Below are 18,220 nucleotides of genomic sequence, written 5' to 3'. Positions count from 1 at the left end.
TACGCCGTCAATCGTTCCTTCTTCACCGCGCCCTTCGTCAGTGGTCCGCTGACCGTGCCCGTCAACGGCGGCGTTTACTCTTACGGCGCCGGAGGTATGCCCACTCAGGCCTATCAGTCGTCCAACTATTGGGTCGATGTACTCTTCAGCTCTACACAGCCAGTAGACACTACACCGCCTACCGTTACTTCGTTCAACCCGACCTCCGGGGCGACGGGCGTAGCAACCAATATCGCGCCCAGCGTGACGTTCAGCGAAGCGCTCGATCCGGCTTCGGTCAATGCCAGCACCGTCCAACTGTTGAATGGCAGTACGCTGGTGGCGGCCAATGTGACCTACAACGCCAGCACCAATACGGCCACGCTGACGCCGACCGTGGCGCTAGCCAATTCGACGACCTACACGATTGCCGTGATCGGCGGACCAAGCGGCGTCAAGGACTTGGCAGGAAACGCCCTAGTGACCAGCGTCGGCTCTTTGTTTACTACCGCCGCAGCGGCAAGTCCGACATCCAGCTTGTGGTCTTCGAGCGCCACGCCGGCCACACCCGACAGCGGCGATGCCCAGTCGATCGAGTTGGGCGTCAAGTTCACGGCCAACACCAGCGGCTACATCACCGGCATTCGCTACTACAAGAGCGCGGCCAACACCGGCGTACACACCGGCAGCCTGTGGAGCGCCAGCGGTCAGTTGTTGGCCACCGCCACCTTTACCGGAGAAGGGGGCAGCGGCTGGCAGCAAGTCTTGTTCTCGACGCCTGTGGCCGTTACCGCCGGCACGACCTATGTGGCCAGCTACCACACCACCACCGGACACTACGCCGTCAATCGTTCCTTCTTCACCGCGCCCTTCGTCAGTGGTCCGCTGACCGTGCCCGTCAACGGCGGCGTTTACTCTTACGGCGCCGGAGGTATGCCCACTCAGGCCTATCAGTCGTCCAACTATTGGGTCGACGTACTCTTCAGCTCCACGCTGTGATCGTGGGTGTTTGCAGACTGTTACCGAGATCTCTGAGCCGCGTTCAGCGGCCAACGGTAGCGCATAAAAAAACCCGGGCTACCTAGTTGTTGGGTAGCCCGAGTGAAGAAATCTTCGACTTAGTTGGAGCGTCGCCTAGCTGGCTTTTGCAGCCCGCTTGCGAAGACTGGCTACGGCTCCGAAGACCAGCAAACCCGACCAGGCAACGATACTGGCAGGCTCGGGAGTGGTGCCGGCCGACGGGTTGGAAGCCGGCAGGTAAACAATCTGATCCTGAGTAGGATTAGTACCGATGGGTGTAACGCCCGAGGTATTCACGCTCCCCCACATCTGCATCGCCAATACGGTCCCGAGTGCCTTATCAGCTGCTGACGGTCCCGCCGCACCCGTAGTAGTTGCCGCAGCTACCAAGGCCGTAGCAAGAGCGTCACCGGAAATGCTAGTTGGATCTATCTGACCTTGAAGCGCCCAGATGGCAAGTTGTAATGAGTCCGCCGAAGCCGCAGCGGTGCCACCGGTATAGGTGAACGTGGGAACTTCCAGTGCTGTACCCAATTTGTTCAACGCCCACTGCTGATACAGCCACTGCGTCGGCAAAGCAACAGGAGTGTGACTTGACCCGTTGCCGTTTTCATCCGCACCCGGAAGTAATCCTACACCTGGAGTATTCCACTGCTCTCCCAAAACGGCACTATTGCTGAGAATGACCTGGTACTGGTTACCCAGGCTAAACTCCTCGGACGTTTCGATACAGTTCACAATGAATTGGCTGGCATGAGTGACGTCGGTTACCAGGAACTGACCACCACCGTTGGCGTTGCCAAGGTAGCTACTAAGGCTCACGAGGTCACCCGTAGAAAGAACCGAGGCATCGGCGAAAGGTACGTCAGCCCTGGCCGATGATGCACAAAACAACCCCAAACCGGCGACGGCAGAGATTGTCAACAAGGAGCGATACATGTGTTTGCCTCCATTATTAAGCCACTTCCAGGAGTAAGATCATCTCACCCTTGGTTGCGACCATGTCGTTTTAGTGTTTACGCATCTGGACCAGCATTCCTGACAAGCTGGCAGTGATCGAGCAACTTTTTTTCTGTTCTTGCCGTGCGGCGCTGTCTGACGGAGCTCAGACTTTGGGTTCATTGATTGCCGCGCACGCTGTAACGTATTGCCATGCAACTTCTTGCGTCGCCAGGAACGGTTCTCACTACGATCGCATCCGGCGGATCAGGGCACTTCACTGGATTTCGGCTTTCCTAGGTATTTGGTCCGCACGGGGCAGTTTCCTGACAGCCTGCTTCGAGCGACGCCAGATTCCTGGTATGTCTGCGTGCTTATTCTGCGGCGTGCATTACCAGCTGTTGACTGCGGAATTCACGACGTGGCTCTATGAAGGGCCCTGCGCGGGATGGCCGCGAGCGACGCTAGTGCCTGGTTGGAATTTCATCCAGCTTACGACGCAGGGCCGTCGCCAGCGCTTGCACATAGGGCTCGCCGAGAATCGAAGAGTGCCCTCCAGGCACGACGTCGACGTCGATGCCGCCGGACACGAACTGGCCCCAGCCCAGATCGTGACGCGGGGTATGAATCAACGGGCGGATACGGGCCTTTAGCAGCCACATACGCGCGTCGTACTTCCCTGGACGGTATTTCAAAAAGGCATCGAACAAGCCGGGGATCAGTTGCCGACTGCGGTCAGTCAATTCGCTGAATTCGAAGAAATCCGCAGACGTTGGCATCATTGCAGAACCGCGATTTCGATGTAGTCTCGCATCGAGCAGGTTACGGATGCGGCGCATCCTTTGGCGCAATTTGCGACGCAGCGGAAACCCTCGCCAATGTGTGAACATCCCGCCTAGCCAGCGAGGAAAGTTCCAGGCACAGCCGGGCGCCGCGAATAACAGGTCACGCATCGTTTGCGGAGTGCGCCAACCAGGAAGCGTGTCGATGATCGCCAGTAGCGCGACGTTGTGGCCCTGGGCGCGCAATTGGCGGGCCATCTCGTAGGCTACGACGCCGCCAAAAGAAAACCCGGCAAGGCAAAAAGGTCCCTGTGGGCGAAACGATAACAAGTCTTGCACGCAGTCGGCAGCGACATCCTCGATCCGGTTGTGCAGCCGGGGTTGGCCGTTGACCTCGCGCGGCTGGAATCCGAATACCGGATGCGTTATCCCCAGATGCCGCAACAACGCCTGCCAATAGAACAGTTCGCCCCCCACCGAGTAACAGAGAAACAACGGGCAGCCATCACCGAGCGGTTGCATCGGGACCAGCGCCGCATCTGCGCGCGCGGCGGGCTCTTCCAAACTACGCGCCAAATTGGCCACAGTGGCTTGCCGGAAGAAGGCGGCGTATGAGATTCCTTTGCCGAACTGCCGCTCGATTTCGGCGAACAGTCGGATGGCCAGCAATGAAGTGCCCCCCAGTTCAAAGAAGTCGTCGTCGACGTTTATCTTCGGCAGCCCGAGAAGCTCGGCGCAGATCCTGGCGAGTTGCTGTTCGGCTGCTGTTTGCGGCACTGACGGGGGCCGACGGTCAGGCAATTGCTGCTGCGCTTCGCTCAACGCGATCTTGGTGCTGGTATCGCCGTCGTACGCTGGCAACAGCGCGATACTCTGATCGGGATCCGCGATCATCGCCTGCAGAAGCACTTGCCAATGTTCGAGCAACCGTGCGATCGTGGCTTGCTCAAACAAGTCGCTACAATATTCAGCAAGGATCTCGAGCCCGCCCGATACTTCTCCCTGCACGAAAAGCGTCAGATCGTATCGCGCGGCTCCCGCGTCGACCGGCCACCGGTCGATTTTCAGCCCTTCCGATTGCCATTCGGCACGGGGCGCGTATTGCATGGCCAGCGCGACCTGGAAAATCGGCATGTGCGCCAGGCTGCGGACCGGACGAAGTTCTTCGACGACGCGCTCGAAGGGGACATCCTGGTGGGCGTACGCTGCTAATGCCACCTGCCGCACACGGCGCAATAGCTCTCGCGAAGTCGGAGCGCCCGCCAGGTCCACGCGCAGGGCCAGCATGTTGACAAAGAATCCGATCAGCCCTTCAAGTTCGACGCGAGTGCGCCCGGCCGCCGGTGTGCCCACGACAAGATCCTGCTGAGCGGTGCATTGAAATAGTAGGGTCTCAAGCGCCGTCAAAAGCACCATGAAAAGGGTGGAATTCTCCTCGTGCCCGAACCGCGAAAGCTGCTGAACCAGCTCGGAAGGCAACGCGGTCCGATACGTGGCACCACGAAAGGTCAACGCGGCTGGGCGAACATTATCTGTGGGTAATGTCGTGAATTGCGGCGCGCCGGCGAGCTGCTCGTGCCAGTAGTCGATCTGGGACTGCAGGTTGTCGCGATCTAAGAGCTCGCGATGCCAGTTGGCATAGTCCGCATACTGCAGCGGCAACTCGGGCAGTGCAGACATCTGCGCCGCGCAATAACAGTCGTACAAGGAACCTAGCTCACGCAACAGCAAGTCGATCGACCAACCGTCGGCGGCAATGTGGTGTACGACGATCAGCAATACGTATTCTTGCTCGCGCAGACGTATTAGCGTCGCCCGCAGCATCAGGTCTGCGGTCAGATCGAAGGGCCGTGCGGCCTGCTCGGCGAGCAGCTGCCGGCATCTCGCGTCACGATCCTGCGACGGCGTGTCGCGCAAATCAAGCTGCGCGAGCGTGAGATGACTCCCTTCCCTCAGTTCCTGCCAAAGGCCATCCCCTTCGCTGCGATAATTTGTGCGAAGCACGGCATGACGTTGCACGATCGCGTCGAGGGAGCGTTCCAAAACCGCGGCCACGAGCGGGCCCTGCACGTGCAATGCCAAAGGAATATTGTAAGCGCCGCGGGCCGACGTGACCTGCTCGAGAACCCACAGTCCCTGCTGAGCGCAGGACAGTGGGGCGCGAGAGAGTTCGGCAGCGCGCGGAATCGCTTCCAACGTCGCCCGAGATGCGATTTCCGAGTGGCCATCGAGCCACTCGGCAAGTGCGGCGATCGTCGGCTGCTCGAAGAGGCACTGCAAGGGAACATCCTGGCCGAGCGAGCTGCGGATTCGAGCGCTCACGGAAGCCGCCTTTAAACTGTGTCCACCACACTCGAAGAAGTCGTCATGGATGCCGACTCGTTCGCAGCCCAAGACCTCGGCCCAAATGCGCGCAAGCGCAATTTCGGTGGGCGTTCGCGGTTCTTGATAGGACTGCGCCGAGAGCTTCTTTTCCATGGCGACATGGCCCAGCGCGCGTCGGTCAAGCTTGCCTACCGGCGATTGCGGCAAAGAATCGAGCAGTTTCCAGGCCGTAGGAATCAAATGGGCCGGCAGCCGGATCGCCAGGAACCGCCGCAGATCGGCCACCGTGGGCGCCGTGCCGGGGCGAACCGCCACATACGCGGCAAGTTGTTTGTCGCCCAAAGCGTCCGGCTGGGCCAAAACCGCGGCTTCACTGACTGCGGGGTGGCGCGATAACGCTGTTTCGATCTCGCCCAATTCGATGCGGAATCCGCGAATTTTTACCTGGCGGTCACGGCGCCCCAGGAATTCGAGCGTACCGTCGTTGCGCCAGCGCGCGTGATCACCTGTACGGTAGAGTCGCGCAGTCGGATCGGCCGTTGCGAATGGATCTGGCACGAATCGGTCGGCCGTTAGTTGCGGCCGATTCCAGTACCCAAGTGCCAAGCCATCCCCCCCTAAGTACAACTCGCCGCGTACTCCTATGGCAGCTGGTTGCAGACATTCGTCCAGCACGTAAGCGCGCGTATTGGTGATCGGTCCGCCGATCGGAAGCGACGGCAGTCTTACGTCGGCGGGCGTGATCACCCGACTAGTGGCAAACGTTGTGGATTCCGTGGGACCGTAAAGGTTGATCAGCCGGCAGGAAGGGATCTGCTCGAGGACCCGTGCGGCGTGCGACACCGACACCACGTCTCCCCCGGTACACAATTGTCGCACGAGCCGTAGGTCCTGCACGCGCAAATCGACCATTTGATGAAACAACGCTGTGGTCAGCCACAAGGTTGTCACGCGCTGTTCAAGTAGTGTTGCACCGATCTCTTGCAACGTCGGAGGATGAGGCGGCATCAGTACCAATCGACCGCCGTGGAGCAGGCATCCCCAAATCTCGAACGTCGAGGCATCAAACGAAAGCGGCGCAAGCAGCAAAAAAACCTCGTCCGGCCCATATTTGAGATAATCGACGTTTTGTACGAGTCGAACGACACCGCGATGAACGACGCTTACTCCCTTGGGAACGCCCTCCGAGCCAGACGTGTACATGATGTAAGCCAAATCCGTCGCGCACGACGTGGGCTCAAGATTGTCGACTGACTCTTCTTCGATGGCAGCATGTTGCGCATCAAGACATAGAACGTGCCCTGCGTACGTCGGTAAATGATTCGCCAACCGCGAGGCGCTAATGAGGACGGTCGGCCGCACGTCATTTACCATGAAGGCAAGGCGTTCGGCGGGATAGTTGGGGTCGAGCGGAACATAGGCCCCGCCAGCTTTCAGAATGCCGAGCAGGCACACGACAGCATCGCAAGAGCGCTCCAAGCACATGGCAACTGGCACGCCCCGGCCGACCCCCGCGCGGCGCAAATAATGGGCCAGGCGATTGGCACGCGCATTCAGCTCGTCGTAGGTCCATTGCTGGTTGCCTTCGACAACCGCCATGCGCTGGGGCGATTGCCTGGCTTGCGCTTCGAACAGTTCATGAACCGTCGACTGGCGTGGGTACGGCCGGCTCGTGGCGTTGAAATCCTCTACGACCAACCGTCGTTCCGAGGGCGTTAGTAGATTGAGTCTCGCGATCGGCTGGTCTGAATCCTGCAAAACCGAGGCAAACAGCACCTGCCAGTGCGCAAGCAACCGCTCGATCGTCTCGGTCTGGAACCGATCGTTGTCGTAATTCGCCGTAACGAGCAGATCTCCGCTTGCCGTGGATTGCACATTTATCCATAACGCGAACGGCTGCGCCTCGGCGTCGGACGGCGGATCGACAGCGGACGGCTTGTTATCCAGTGCGAACTCGAACATCGCATCGCACTCGAATACGATTTGAACGGGTGCGGAGTCGCCCAAGCGGCCCGCCAATGCGAGCTGCTCGCAAATGTCTTCGAGGAAGATGCCTTGATGATCATAGGCCGTCGCGACGACGTCTCGAACGCGTTTGGCAAACGTCCGAAACCGTGGGCCAGCCGACAAATCGATGCGTAGCGGAAGTATGACTCGCCGACCACTCTCTGCGCCGTTTGAAGGCCGTCGTTGACCGCGCGCCAGAGGCACGCCGATTAGCACTTCAGTCTCGCCGGCGTAGCGATGCAGTAGCGATACGAAAGAGGCCAGCAACACCACGGACGAGCTAACGGCTAAATTATCATTGAGATGTTCCGCTTGTTGCCGACACTCATGGCTGAATCGCACACTGCACGTGCCGCGATGAGCATCGGAGGTGCCCGGAGCCGAGAAATCGGCCGGCAACGGCAAAATGCCCGACGCGCCGACAAGCTGCTCGCGCCAGTACATCATTGCGCGGCGGTGATTATCGTCGACGACTTGATGGGTAGGCGATTGGGGCTGGCTCATTGGTTTGCGTATGTCGGCAGGTCCGTGCCCCTTGGCTGTGAGTCCCTGGCCGGCCCATTTTGTGAAGACAGCTGGCCGGCTTACTTTATCCAAGCATGATTTGAACTACGACTGACCTGGCACCATCCCCCAAATGCGGACGCAGACTGGCGTGAGGAGAAAATACTCGCGCGCTTCTTATTCAGGTCTCATACCGCACACGTTCGATGCGCGCGGCCTTACACTCATGAAACCAGAAACGCTTACACACCGACCTCCTCCCGATTGTGTACGACCGAGTATGTAACGCGGCCCGCTACAAAGCAAATGCAACGGACAAAAGCCGTAGCGAGACGAGACGTGACAGATCCACCTTCCGGCAGGGGTCACCCGGAATAGGCTTGCGGCCTTCCCTACCAGGCGGATGCATGGCTCAGAGCATCAACAGCCCGGCGAGGCCACGCCTAGCTGATAGGATCGAGCATGACATCGTCGATCTCGACCGAGATCCCTCTTTGCAAGAAGGTAATGGCCACCGTCAACCGGGTGCGGCGGCAGCGCGATTCGACGATTCCTTCGATTCCGGCAAAACACCCATGCCGCACGCGCACTCGCTGGCCGGGCTGTAAGCGGGCCTCGACGGTCAGCGGAACCTCGGCTTCGATCAGACGCCGGATTTGGACCAGGTCGTCGTACAGCTGCTGGCCGTCCGGCACTGGCAGAGTGTGGGCAATACGATTGGTGGCAAGACTCTGCGCCCGCTCGCGCGCGTCTGTGAACAGGAAGACGTAACTGCCGAATAGCGGTTCCTGCGAGCGGAGGCGCCGCCCACGGTACACGTGCCTGCGCTCGACAAGTGGCAAGTAAAAGGGGATCTCGCGTTGGACCAGGTCCTCGGCGAGTCGTTTTTCCTGGCGGACCTTGGTATAGGCGACCCACCATTCTCGCCCCCCCACCTGGGCTCCGCATCCATCGAATAGGTCGTCGGGGAATACCGTCGTTGCACTGATGACGTATGACATGCGGGGCTTCTGCTCCCAGACGCGCTCGTTTCAAGCTGCGTCAATCTCAAGGTGCGCGGGTCGCGGCGTGAGTCCATACAGCCTCTAGTTAACAAGCGATTTTCACGACACGACCGGACACAACAAATCTCTGTTTTCATAATTGGCACTCTCTCGCCAAGAAGCGGATTGCCTTGCGCCTTAGGGAGTTGTTGATCAACAAAGAGCGCCCATTTTTTTTCAAGAAACTGTCGCGCAGTTTTATTTAAAAAAAACTGGGACGTTGATCGTCAGGAATATCGTTGACATCGAAGCATGGCATGATAAAAGTCAATCGTGATTCGTCGTGAGCATGTGCATTCCAAAATCTTGCACGCCCGCGGCTGAATCCGAATCATGCGATGTCGACGGGGATTCGAAATGACATCGCAAAGGGGTTTCGAGATACCGACCGTGGAGCGACCTGCCGAGACTTGACTTTGGAGTTCCTCTCTGAAGTCCCCGCAGTTGGCCAGTACCTGATTGCAGGGCATCGCCGATCTACATCCTGGGGCCGTGCTGCGCGATCGCGGCACGAATTGGGTGTCGAGCGTTGGCGACATGCCAGGTTGCTTCAATGATGAGTGCAAGAGGGTCGCACGTCGACCCATGTGCACGGAGTGTCGACCGACCACTCCAACCGACGCGTGGTTGATCACGTTCAGACCACAACCAACGTTGAATGTTTCATCGCCCACGACCTCCCGCCACATGCCATACCGCTCAGCCGCGCTGGTTTTGCCGTGTCTGCGGCCAACCAGCGAATACAAAGCGTCAGCAACACGATTGACGTGCGGCGATTGACTTGCCTTGTCTCATGTAATGGCTTCTGACACGAGAGTCTCTGGCCTAGGCGCGATCGAGTTCGTTGTACGCAAGATCGCATAACGCTGTGCAGACCGATGGTGCGGCAAATTAAAAAGAATCGAGCCACGACGAACGCGAATACACCCGCTAGCCGGTCCCCGCAGCGTACAACCCGCGCGCTGCCCAAACGCAAGGCTTCCACAGGGGCGGCGGCCACGAAACGCCCTCGCAAGGCAATTGCCGCCAGCAATGGGCACGAGGCGACCGGACATAACGGGCATGTTGTCGCTGAGCAGAATGGACGGGTCTCAGTGTCGCGCACAAGCAGAGCACCAAGCGAACGAAACGGCATTTCGACGCCCAAGCACATGGCCAACCAAACCGCTAACGGATCCGTAGCGCGGGCTGCGACCAAACGAATCAGCCACAACGGCAAGGGTCGCGCCTCGCAAGAGATTCCTACGGACGCGCGACCCGCAAAGCTGCAGCGCAACCACGAACGCGCCTTGGCCTCGGCCCGAGCGGACAGGGCGCTCGTCGACCGCTGCCTGAATGGCGACAAAGCGTCATGGACGAAGATCTACAATCAGTTCCACAGTTCGCTACTGCTGGCGATCCGGATCCTATTGGGACGCAACGCGGTCCGACAGGATCTCGTCGATGAAATTGCGGCCAAAGTGTGGTTCGCCGTCGTGGATCGCGAGGGGCAGTTGCTGGCCCGTTTCGACTCCGAACGTGCCTGTCGGCTGAGTACTTTCTTGGCGGGTCTCGCCCGGAACGAAATTTCGCGATACTTCCGCTCTGAGCGGCGACGCAACATCCGCGAAACGCAAGTCTGCCGTCATCGCGAACGCATCGCCAGCGATTCACATTGGGAGAGCGTCTTCGGACTCGGTACGGCGGTCAAAGAGTTCCTGGCCACGTTGACGCCCAGCGAACGCGATTATTGCGAAGAGCATTTGTTGGCAGTCAACAATTCGCCCCCCAAAGATTACTCCGATGCCAATCGTTGGCAACTGAATCACCGGGTGCGGGTAAAGTTATGCGCCTTTGTAACGAGCCAATAAGGCCGCGGCACGGAAACAATCATGAGTAGCTCAGCACTTCCTCCCGACAGCCGCCGCGGCACGCCAGCGGTGGCAAACACGTCAGTTCCGCGGAATCACGCCGCAGCATCCGGGCAGCAGCAAGGCGAGTTAACGGCGCTCGCCGCAGAGCGATTCTCCTGGACGCTGGTCTTCAGCCTGGGCTGTTTGGCCGCGACGTTCCTATGGATTTATTGGCCGACGTTCTTGCGACTGATGGTGGCCTGGAACGTGGAACCCGATTATTCACACGGCTACTTCGTGGTGCCGTTGGCCCTGTTTTTCTTGTGGATTCGCCGGGACGGCATGCCACAGTTGCAAGGTCCGAGTTGGGGAGGGCTGATTCTGATTGCCGCGGGTCTGGCGATGCATGTATTTGGCAGCTTTTACTACTTGGAGCCATTGAACGGTTGGTCGATGAGCGTTTGGCTGGCAGGAGCGGCGTGGCTCTTGGGAGGACGGAAGTTCTGCCAATGGTGCCTGCCATCGGCATTGTTCCTGCTATTTATGGTTCCACTTCCCTTCGGCGTGGAAATGATGTTCCGGCAGCCCCTGCAACGAATCGCAACCGAGGTGAGCTGCTGGACGCTGCAGTCGTTGGGAATGCCGGCGTTGGCGGCTGGCAACGTAATCTCGATCGACGGCACGGAACTCGAAGTCGCGCGAGCTTGCAGCGGCTTGCGGATATTCGTATCGATCGTGGCCCTGGCGTTTGCGTATGCCGTCATCGTGCGGCGTCCGTGGTGGACCAAGGCGTTGATCTTCGCCAGCGCGCTGCCCATCGCGATCGTAGCCAACGCTGTCCGCGTCACCTTGGTGGCCATTGGGTACTCCTACACCACGTCGGCGACGTCCCATAACCTGGTCCACGATCTGGCTGGCTGGTTCGTCATCCCGCTGGCTGCCGCGCTGATGGGATCTTTTATCTGGTATCTGGGCAAACTGATCGTGCAGGTGCAACCGATGACACGGCAGGAACTCCTGCGCGGATGAACGCGACCTCTGCTGATCGACACGTGACGGCCCCGCCGATGAAGAACACCTTTTGATGCAAGAGCATAAGAGACTTCCTGCTCCAGGCCCGCGCCGGGACCTGACGCCTGCCGGGCCTCCGGTTGTTCCGGCTCGCCTGGACACGGGCCGGTTTGCGCCGCCACCATCAGGTGGCCGGGTCACGCCGGCGTTTGTCCTGCAAGCGCTCGCGCGGTGGTGGACCTTGGCCCTGCCGACGGCGCTGATGCTGGCGGTCTCCGGCGCGATCATTTCCTGGTTCTCGTTCGAGCCCACGTTCGAGGCCGAAGCTTGGCTCAGAATTGCCGATCACCGACCGTACGTCGCATTCCCCACGGAAGAAGACTCCAAGCGTTTCGCTCTGACCCAGGTCGAGACGATCCGCAGCCCCGTAGTGCTCAGCCGTTGCTTGAGCCAGCCGGAAATCGCGCAACTTCCCGAGCTCAAGTCGCAACTGGATCCGCTGAAATGGCTCACTAGGCGCCTTACTGTCGTCGGCGTGGCAGAATCGGAACTCTTTCGGGTCAAGTTCAAGGGCCCGAACGCCGCCAACGCCGCAAAGATCGCCAACGCGGTCGTGGCCGCTTACCTCAAGCATCACACCGCCGAAACAAACGAACAAGCACAAACGATGATTGATGTGCTGATTCGTCACAAGGACGACCGAATCCAGGATTTGGAGCGGATGCAGGCGCGCGTCAGGGATCTAACCAAGCAAGTCACCGGAAAAGACATCGGCGCGGCGCGTCCAAGACGGCAAGAGACGACGACCACGGTTAATCCGATGGCCGCTCTCGAGATTCGCCTGGCGAATGTGGAAGTTGAAAAACAAGTCATCGAAGTCCAACTGGAAGCGGCGCAACAGGCGCTTCTGGCTCAGGACAAGGTTGCCGTTTCGTCGCAGGTCCTCGACCAAATCGTGGCGAACGATCCTGAGATCTTGGCGATGAACAAAGAGTTGCTGGATATCCGCACCCAAATCAGGGAATACGAGAGGACCTCGAAGAATCCTGCTGACTTGGATCCTGTGAAAGCTCTGCTCAAACGTCGCGCGGAGCTCGGCAACTCGCTGACGAAGAGCAAGCAAGAATTGCGCAAGTCGCGCACCGGGGAGCTGCAGGAAAGCGAGCTGGCCGCGAAACGAGACGAGATCAATGGGTACATCGAGGAGCTTAAGAAACAGCAAATGCTCGAGGAGTTACTGCGCAAGCGACTTGATGCGGAACGTGGCGAGCTGGAGAAGTATGGCGATCAGGCGTTGAACCTGGAATTCGCCCGCGCCGAGATGGAGCGTGCCGAAGAGGTTTTTGACCGCATTACCGATCGCATGACTGCCCTACAGACCGAAAAGGCGGCCGACAAGCGCGTGCATTTGTTCGGCGACGCTACCGTACCCATCGAACCGGTGACGACACAAACCAAGTTCGTGGCGATGGTGGGCGGGGCCATGTTCCTGCTGCCTTTTGCACTGGCCTTGCTATGGGAAGTACGCGTGCGCCGAGTTGCCACAGTCGATCAACTGCGGGAAGAATCCTGGCTACCCGTCATCGGAGAAATCACGGCCTTGCCGACCCGGTCTTTGATGCCCGGTCGCCGTGCCCAGGCGCGATTTGAACGGCAGCGATCGACTTTTGAGGAGAGCATCTCGCACTTGCGGACTAGTTTGGTGTTGTGCGACGACACGGCCCATCTGCACGTGGTGGCCGTGGCCAGCGCGGTTAGTCGCGAAGGCAAGACGAGCGTTGCCGCCCAATTGGCGGCGAATATGGCCAAGGCCAGCAGCGAACCCACGTTGTTGGTCGACGCGGATCTGCGTGCCCCGGACATTCATGAGGTCATGGGGGTCAACGCGGGGCCGGGTCTTGCAGATGTCTTGTCTCGCAAAGCCACGCTGCAGTCCGTCATCGTCCCTACCTCATTGCCGAACGTGTGGGTGCTACCGGCAGGCCATTCGACGATCAGTCCTCACACGCTATTTACCATCGACGCCTACCGGGACGTGTTGGAAACGCTCCGCGCTCAATTCCATTACATAGTGATCGATTGCCCGCCGCTGCTTTCGGCGAGCGAAGCCCTCACGGTCGCCAAATCCGCTGACGGTGTATTGCTGTGTACGATGCGCGACGTCAGTCGCGTAGGGCAGGTGCGCGAAGCGCGCGACCGGCTGACGCGCGCTGGTGCACGTCCGCTGGGGGTCGTGCTGAGCGGCGTCTCGCCCAAAAGCTATACCGCGCGATACGGCGGTTATGGCTATGCCATTGTGCATCCGGGCGACAGCTTCGACGGCGAGGCAAGTTGATGCTGGCCGACACTTTATTGCCGATCGTTACCCCCTACACCGAAGCTTCGGTAAGACGGTGCTGACATGGCGTCAATCTCAAAAAACAAACCCCGCAAGCCCGAGCGACTCATCGCAGGCGCCGTGAGCCGCAGCACGTCTTCTCCGGCGACACGGCCGCTCACCTGGCAGGTGAATTGGTGGTTGCTGTTGGCAACCGTGCTGTCGATCGGGCTAATCGCCCCGCTGGCGCACTTCTGGCACTCCTATCAGCTGAACCGGCACAGCGCTATATTTCTGAGTCGGGCCAATACGCTGGAAGGCGAGGAAAAATGGGGAGACGCAGCCCAACTGGTGGAGCGGTATCTGAGAGTTTACCCGGCCGATGTCGAAGCGCGTGTCCGTTTAGCCCAACTCTTCGACAAGGTCGCAGACGAAACACCGAGTAAGATCCCAACGTCTGAGCGATTATTTTCTGTGGCCGTCGGATTGGCTCCGGATATCACTGCCTTACGACTTCGTCACGCTCATCGCCTCTTGCAATTGGGCCGTTATAGCGACGCACTTTACGAAACCAAGGCTGCCCTCGAGCAGGAGCCTAACAACGCCGAGGCCCTCAGGCTGAAAGCGGTCGCTGCTTTCGGCGATGCCCGGGCGCGTGGTGACTTTTCTGACGAAAAAGAACTGATTAAGAGCTTTCAGGCCGCAATGTCCGCCTGCACAGGAACTCAAGAACAGGTTGATCTTGCTCTGCAGCTGGCCGAGATGTATCGACGTGATCTGGTCGGTGAATCCGTCGAAGTACGACGATCTCTGGCCGATCAGGTCGTCGACGAAATGGTGAGCGCTTGCAGCACGCTCCCCACCGCCTGGATTGGCCGCTATCTGTATAACATCCGCAATGACGGCAGCGGCAAAGACGAGGATCTCGATCGGGCATTGCAGGTCGATCAAGATCGTTCGCATGCCACCGTGCAACTGCTGGCGGCCGAACGCGCCAAAGGCTTGGACGAGACCGAGGCCGCCCGCGAATACTACGAACGAGCGATCGCGGCGCAACCCGACGATGTGCGCGGCTACTTAGGATTGGCGCAGCTCGACTCCGACAAGAAGAACTTCGACACGGTCATCGGCGTACTCACACGTGGCCTTGCGGCGGTCGGCAAGCCCGACCGGCCTACATTGCAATTGACGCTGGTATCCACCTATTTGGCCGCCGGCAAGTTGAACGATGCCGATGACTTGTTAAATGCACTCGCGAAAGAGTTAGAAAATCAGGAAACCCGACTGCCGCGTGGCAGCTCGAGCCCGCTACGCAGCACTTTGGACGCGTTGCGCGGCCAGTGGCACCTAGAACAGCAAGAGTATTCGCAAGCCGCGGTGCTGCTCAAGCGTTCCGTAGTAGAGCATCCATCCGTATCCACGAGACAAGAAGTTGTCAGTCGTGCCCAGGCTTATATGCAACTGGGACGCTGCTATACGGCATTGAAGCATTGGGATCAGGCGGCCAGCGCCTTCAAGGACGCCGCGACACTGCTGCCGCAGGCCATCGCCCCTCAATATGCGGCCGCTAAATCCTGGCAATCAGCCGGGCGTCTGGATGAGGCAGTGCGAGAATTTCGACAGGCGACGACGCACCCCGAGGCCACGGAAGAAGTCTGGGGAGCCCTGGTCGAAGCCCAACTTCGCCAACAAGTGACCACGGCCGAGAAGCAACGCAACTGGCAATCCATCGACGAGAGCCTCTCGGCGGGGCAAAAGCGCTTTCCCGATTCCAAGCTGCTAGCCGGCTTGCGATCCCAGTTGCACGATCTGCAGCGCGGAACGCGCGGCACTCTGAAACTCATGGAAGAGGCACAGGCCGCCGACCCACGCTCGACTCGAATGACCGAAGGGCTGATCCTGGCCTATGAGAAGGAGAAACAACCGCAGAAGGCCGACCGAATCCTGGAGGCCTTCGCCGCGGGCAATGAGAACGTGGCGGACGTAGTCCTACTGCGTACGACTCTGCTTGTGGCACGCGAACAATTTGACGACGCCAGCCAGGCGCTGTTGGATTTTCTGCCAAAAGCGCCTGCGGATAGACAAGAAGAAATCCAGTACCGCCGGGCCGGCGTGGCAATGCGGGCCGGCAAGTTGGACGAAGCGCGTGACGTTCTCGCGAAGCTAGTAGGCGGTGCGGACCGCAACGAGATCCTGCTGGAGTTATTGGCTGATTTGGCGCTGGAAACAAAAAACCTGGACGACCTGGCGCATTGGGAAGACGAACTTCGGAAACAAGAGGGTGCTGAAGGAACCGGTTGGCGCTTCTACCGAGCGCAGCGTCTTCTCAGTGAGGCCAAGGGGCCTTCCGACTCGCGCCTGACCGAGGCCGAGCAATTGACGGCTGAAATCATCAAGCTGCGCCCCATGTGGTCGATTGGATCTGTGTTGCAAGGACAACTGGCAGAGCGTCGTTCGCAGCCGGAACGCGCCATCGAGGCTTACCGCAAAGCTCTGACGTTGGGCGAACGGCGGCCCTTTGTCCGCGAGCAATTAGTAGTTCTGCTGTATGTGACAAATCAGACCGACGACGTTGAAGCCTACCTGCAAGAGCTCGGGGACGCTGTCGCCCGATCGCCGCGTTTGACGAATATCGCCATCTCGTTGCGGATTCGTGGAGGTGACCCTGCCGTCGCGTTGGAGCTTGCTCGCAAGGAGGTCGAACTGCGACCGAAAGACGGCATGAGTTACGTCACGCTTGGTCAGGCCCTGCTGGCGGCTAAAGAAAATAGCGAGGCAGGCGAAACCCTCCGACAGGCAACCTCCGTCAGCCCCACAGACTTGCGCACCTGGCAGGCCCTGTTTGGCTATCATGTCTCCCTGCATCAGCTGGACGAGGCGCGCGCCACTTTGGCGGACGCGGCTAAGTACTCGCAGCATAGCGAGCTCGAACTGCTGCCGGTCTTCGCCCGCGACCAACTGTTGATGGGAGACGAAGAGGCCGCCGCGCAGTCGCACCGGCGGTTATTGGAAATTGCACCGGATGACGCGTTCGTCCAGGCGCGGGCGGCGGCGTTCTTTGCGGATCGCGATCCTGTGTTGGCCGAGAAGTGCCTGCGTCGTTGGGGAACGCTTTTGCCGCAATCACGCGAGGCCAGGCTCGCCTTGGCATCGTTTCTGACATCACGCGGGCAGGAGGCGCAGTTGGCCGAAGCAGGCAAGTTGTTGGACACATTGGCAACTGGTACGAAAGTAGATCCCGTCGCGCAAGGTCGGCAAGCTCGCCTGCTGCTGCGACGAGGTCAGGCTAACGACCATGAGAATGGTAAGAAGCTGCTGGAAGATCTGCTGGCGCGGGGCGACGCGGCTGACGATGATCGTGCCGTGCTGGTCAACCTCTATGAAACGGAAGGACGTATCCGCCTAGCCCAGGAGAATGCCTTCGCACTCGTGAATCGGCGGAATCCTCAGTCGCGGGACCTGGCGCGATACGTCGACTTGCTGTTGAAGGACAATCGGGCGTCGGAGGCTGCACCTTGGCTCAAAAAACTGATCGCGGCCGATCCCGATGGGTTCGCGACTCTGAGTCTGCAGGCACGATCGCTACTTGCGGGGGGGAATACGGACCAGGTGCAGCCGCTGGCCGAGGAGTATTTGCAGCAGCGATTGGAGCAAGCCAAATCCCCGACCGACCGCTCGAAACTGCTGCTATCTGTTGGCAATCTTTACAATCAGCTGCACATGGATCGCGCCGCAGAGCGGACCATACGATCGGCTATGACGGAGAACGCTGCCGATTACGCGTCCCTGGCCACGTGGCTGGCCGGCCATGACAAACTGCCAGAGGCGATCGAGCTGTGTCTGGGCGCGGTCGCCCACGACGAGACACCGCAGGCAGCAACGCTGCTCACCAGGGTGCTCGTGCTGGGCCATGCCGACAAGGAAACGGCGCGGCGCGTCGAACCACTCTTGCAAAAAGCGCTACGGCAGCATGGTGAGCATGTAGAGTTCCTTTTCACGCTGGCAACGTGGCGACTCGTAGCAGAGCAAAACGAGGAAGCGGTCACGCTTTTGCGAAAGGTGCTCGCCGCAGAGCCGCGGCACTTGATGGCCCTCAACAATCTGGCCACGGCGCTGGGGGAACAGCCCGCCACCAACGCCGAAGCCTGCGAGTTGATCGGTCGCGCCATTGCACAAGCCGGACCATTAGTCGAGCTGCTAGACACGAAGGGGACGTTGCTCTTGGCCGCTGGCGATGTCGACGGTGCCGTCAAGGTATTGCGCGACGCAACCTCGCGATCGTCGTCCGATCCGCGTCATTTCTTTCATTTGGCTTTAGCGCTGCGACGTGCCGGCAAATTGCCCGAATCTCGTGTAGCACTCGAGCGAGCTCATAAGCTCTCGATCGACGCGGCCGTCTTGACGCCCAAGAACCAGCGTCTGCTTTCCGAACTCGAACAAGACCTTAAGGGCTAGCATCAC

General features: G+C 59.5%; 8 protein-coding genes. 5 read left to right on the top strand and 3 right to left on the bottom strand.

Annotated elements, in window-relative coordinates; genetic code table 11:
- Positions 1-978, top strand: a 978-nt coding sequence (locus tag VGG64_12985; GenBank protein HEY1600514.1) for a DUF4082 domain-containing protein, incomplete at its 5' end; no start/stop codon positions are given.
- A gap of 135 nt (positions 979-1,113) precedes the next feature.
- On the opposite strand, the gene VGG64_12980 is transcribed toward VGG64_12985, so the two are convergent.
- From VGG64_12980 to VGG64_12970, 3 genes are all read right to left on the bottom strand, one after another.
- Positions 1,114-1,821, bottom strand: coding sequence for a hypothetical protein (locus VGG64_12980; GenBank protein HEY1600513.1), 708 nt, complete (start codon positions 1,819-1,821; stop codon positions 1,114-1,116).
- A 581-nt stretch (positions 1,822-2,402) separates the two neighbouring features.
- Positions 2,403-7,556, bottom strand: a complete 5,154-nt coding sequence (locus VGG64_12975) for an amino acid adenylation domain-containing protein (GenBank protein ID HEY1600512.1) — start codon at positions 7,554-7,556, stop codon at positions 2,403-2,405.
- A gap of 443 nt (positions 7,557-7,999) precedes the next feature.
- Positions 8,000-8,557: a transcription termination/antitermination NusG family protein gene (locus tag VGG64_12970; GenBank protein ID HEY1600511.1), complete on the bottom strand. Its 558-nt coding sequence runs from the start codon at positions 8,555-8,557 to the stop codon at positions 8,000-8,002.
- A gap of 1,193 nt (positions 8,558-9,750) precedes the next feature.
- On the opposite strand from VGG64_12970, the gene VGG64_12965 reads away from it, so the two are divergent.
- The 4 genes from VGG64_12965 (at position 9,751) to VGG64_12950 (ending at position 18,214) form a co-directional block, all read left to right on the top strand.
- The gene (locus VGG64_12965; GenBank protein HEY1600510.1) at positions 9,751-10,449 is read left to right on the top strand and encodes a hypothetical protein; all 699 of its coding nucleotides are present in this window, start codon (positions 9,751-9,753) and stop codon (positions 10,447-10,449) included.
- 21 nt (positions 10,450-10,470) lie between these two features.
- Positions 10,471-11,460: an exosortase/archaeosortase family protein gene (locus VGG64_12960; GenBank protein ID HEY1600509.1), complete on the top strand. Its 990-nt coding sequence runs from the start codon at positions 10,471-10,473 to the stop codon at positions 11,458-11,460.
- A 55-nt stretch (positions 11,461-11,515) separates the two neighbouring features.
- On the top strand, positions 11,516-13,777 hold the full coding sequence (locus VGG64_12955; GenBank protein ID HEY1600508.1) for a polysaccharide biosynthesis tyrosine autokinase: 2,262 nt from the start codon (positions 11,516-11,518) through the stop codon (positions 13,775-13,777).
- A 66-nt stretch (positions 13,778-13,843) separates the two neighbouring features.
- Entirely contained in the window at positions 13,844-18,214 is a 4,371-nt protein-coding gene (locus tag VGG64_12950; GenBank protein ID HEY1600507.1) for a tetratricopeptide repeat protein, read from the top strand.
- Positions 18,215-18,220 lie beyond the last annotated feature (6 nt).

Source organism: Pirellulales bacterium (genome assembly GCA_036490175.1).
In the GTDB taxonomy this organism is placed as follows: Bacteria; Planctomycetota; Planctomycetia; order Pirellulales; family JACPPG01; genus JACPPG01.
This window is presented reverse-complemented; position numbering and strand designations above follow the sequence as displayed.

Coding starts and splice junctions, on each gene's coding strand:
- VGG64_12975 (HEY1600512.1), bottom strand. CDS start 7,556: ATGAGCCAGCCCCAATCGCCTACCCATCAAGTCGTCGACGATAATCAC.
- VGG64_12970 (HEY1600511.1), bottom strand. CDS start 8,557: ATGTCATACGTCATCAGTGCAACGACGGTATTCCCCGACGACCTATTC.
- VGG64_12965 (HEY1600510.1), top strand. CDS start 9,751: ATGGCCAACCAAACCGCTAACGGATCCGTAGCGCGGGCTGCGACCAAA.
- VGG64_12960 (HEY1600509.1), top strand. CDS start 10,471: ATGAGTAGCTCAGCACTTCCTCCCGACAGCCGCCGCGGCACGCCAGCG.
- VGG64_12955 (HEY1600508.1), top strand. CDS start 11,516: ATGCAAGAGCATAAGAGACTTCCTGCTCCAGGCCCGCGCCGGGACCTG.
- VGG64_12950 (HEY1600507.1), top strand. CDS start 13,844: ATGGCGTCAATCTCAAAAAACAAACCCCGCAAGCCCGAGCGACTCATC.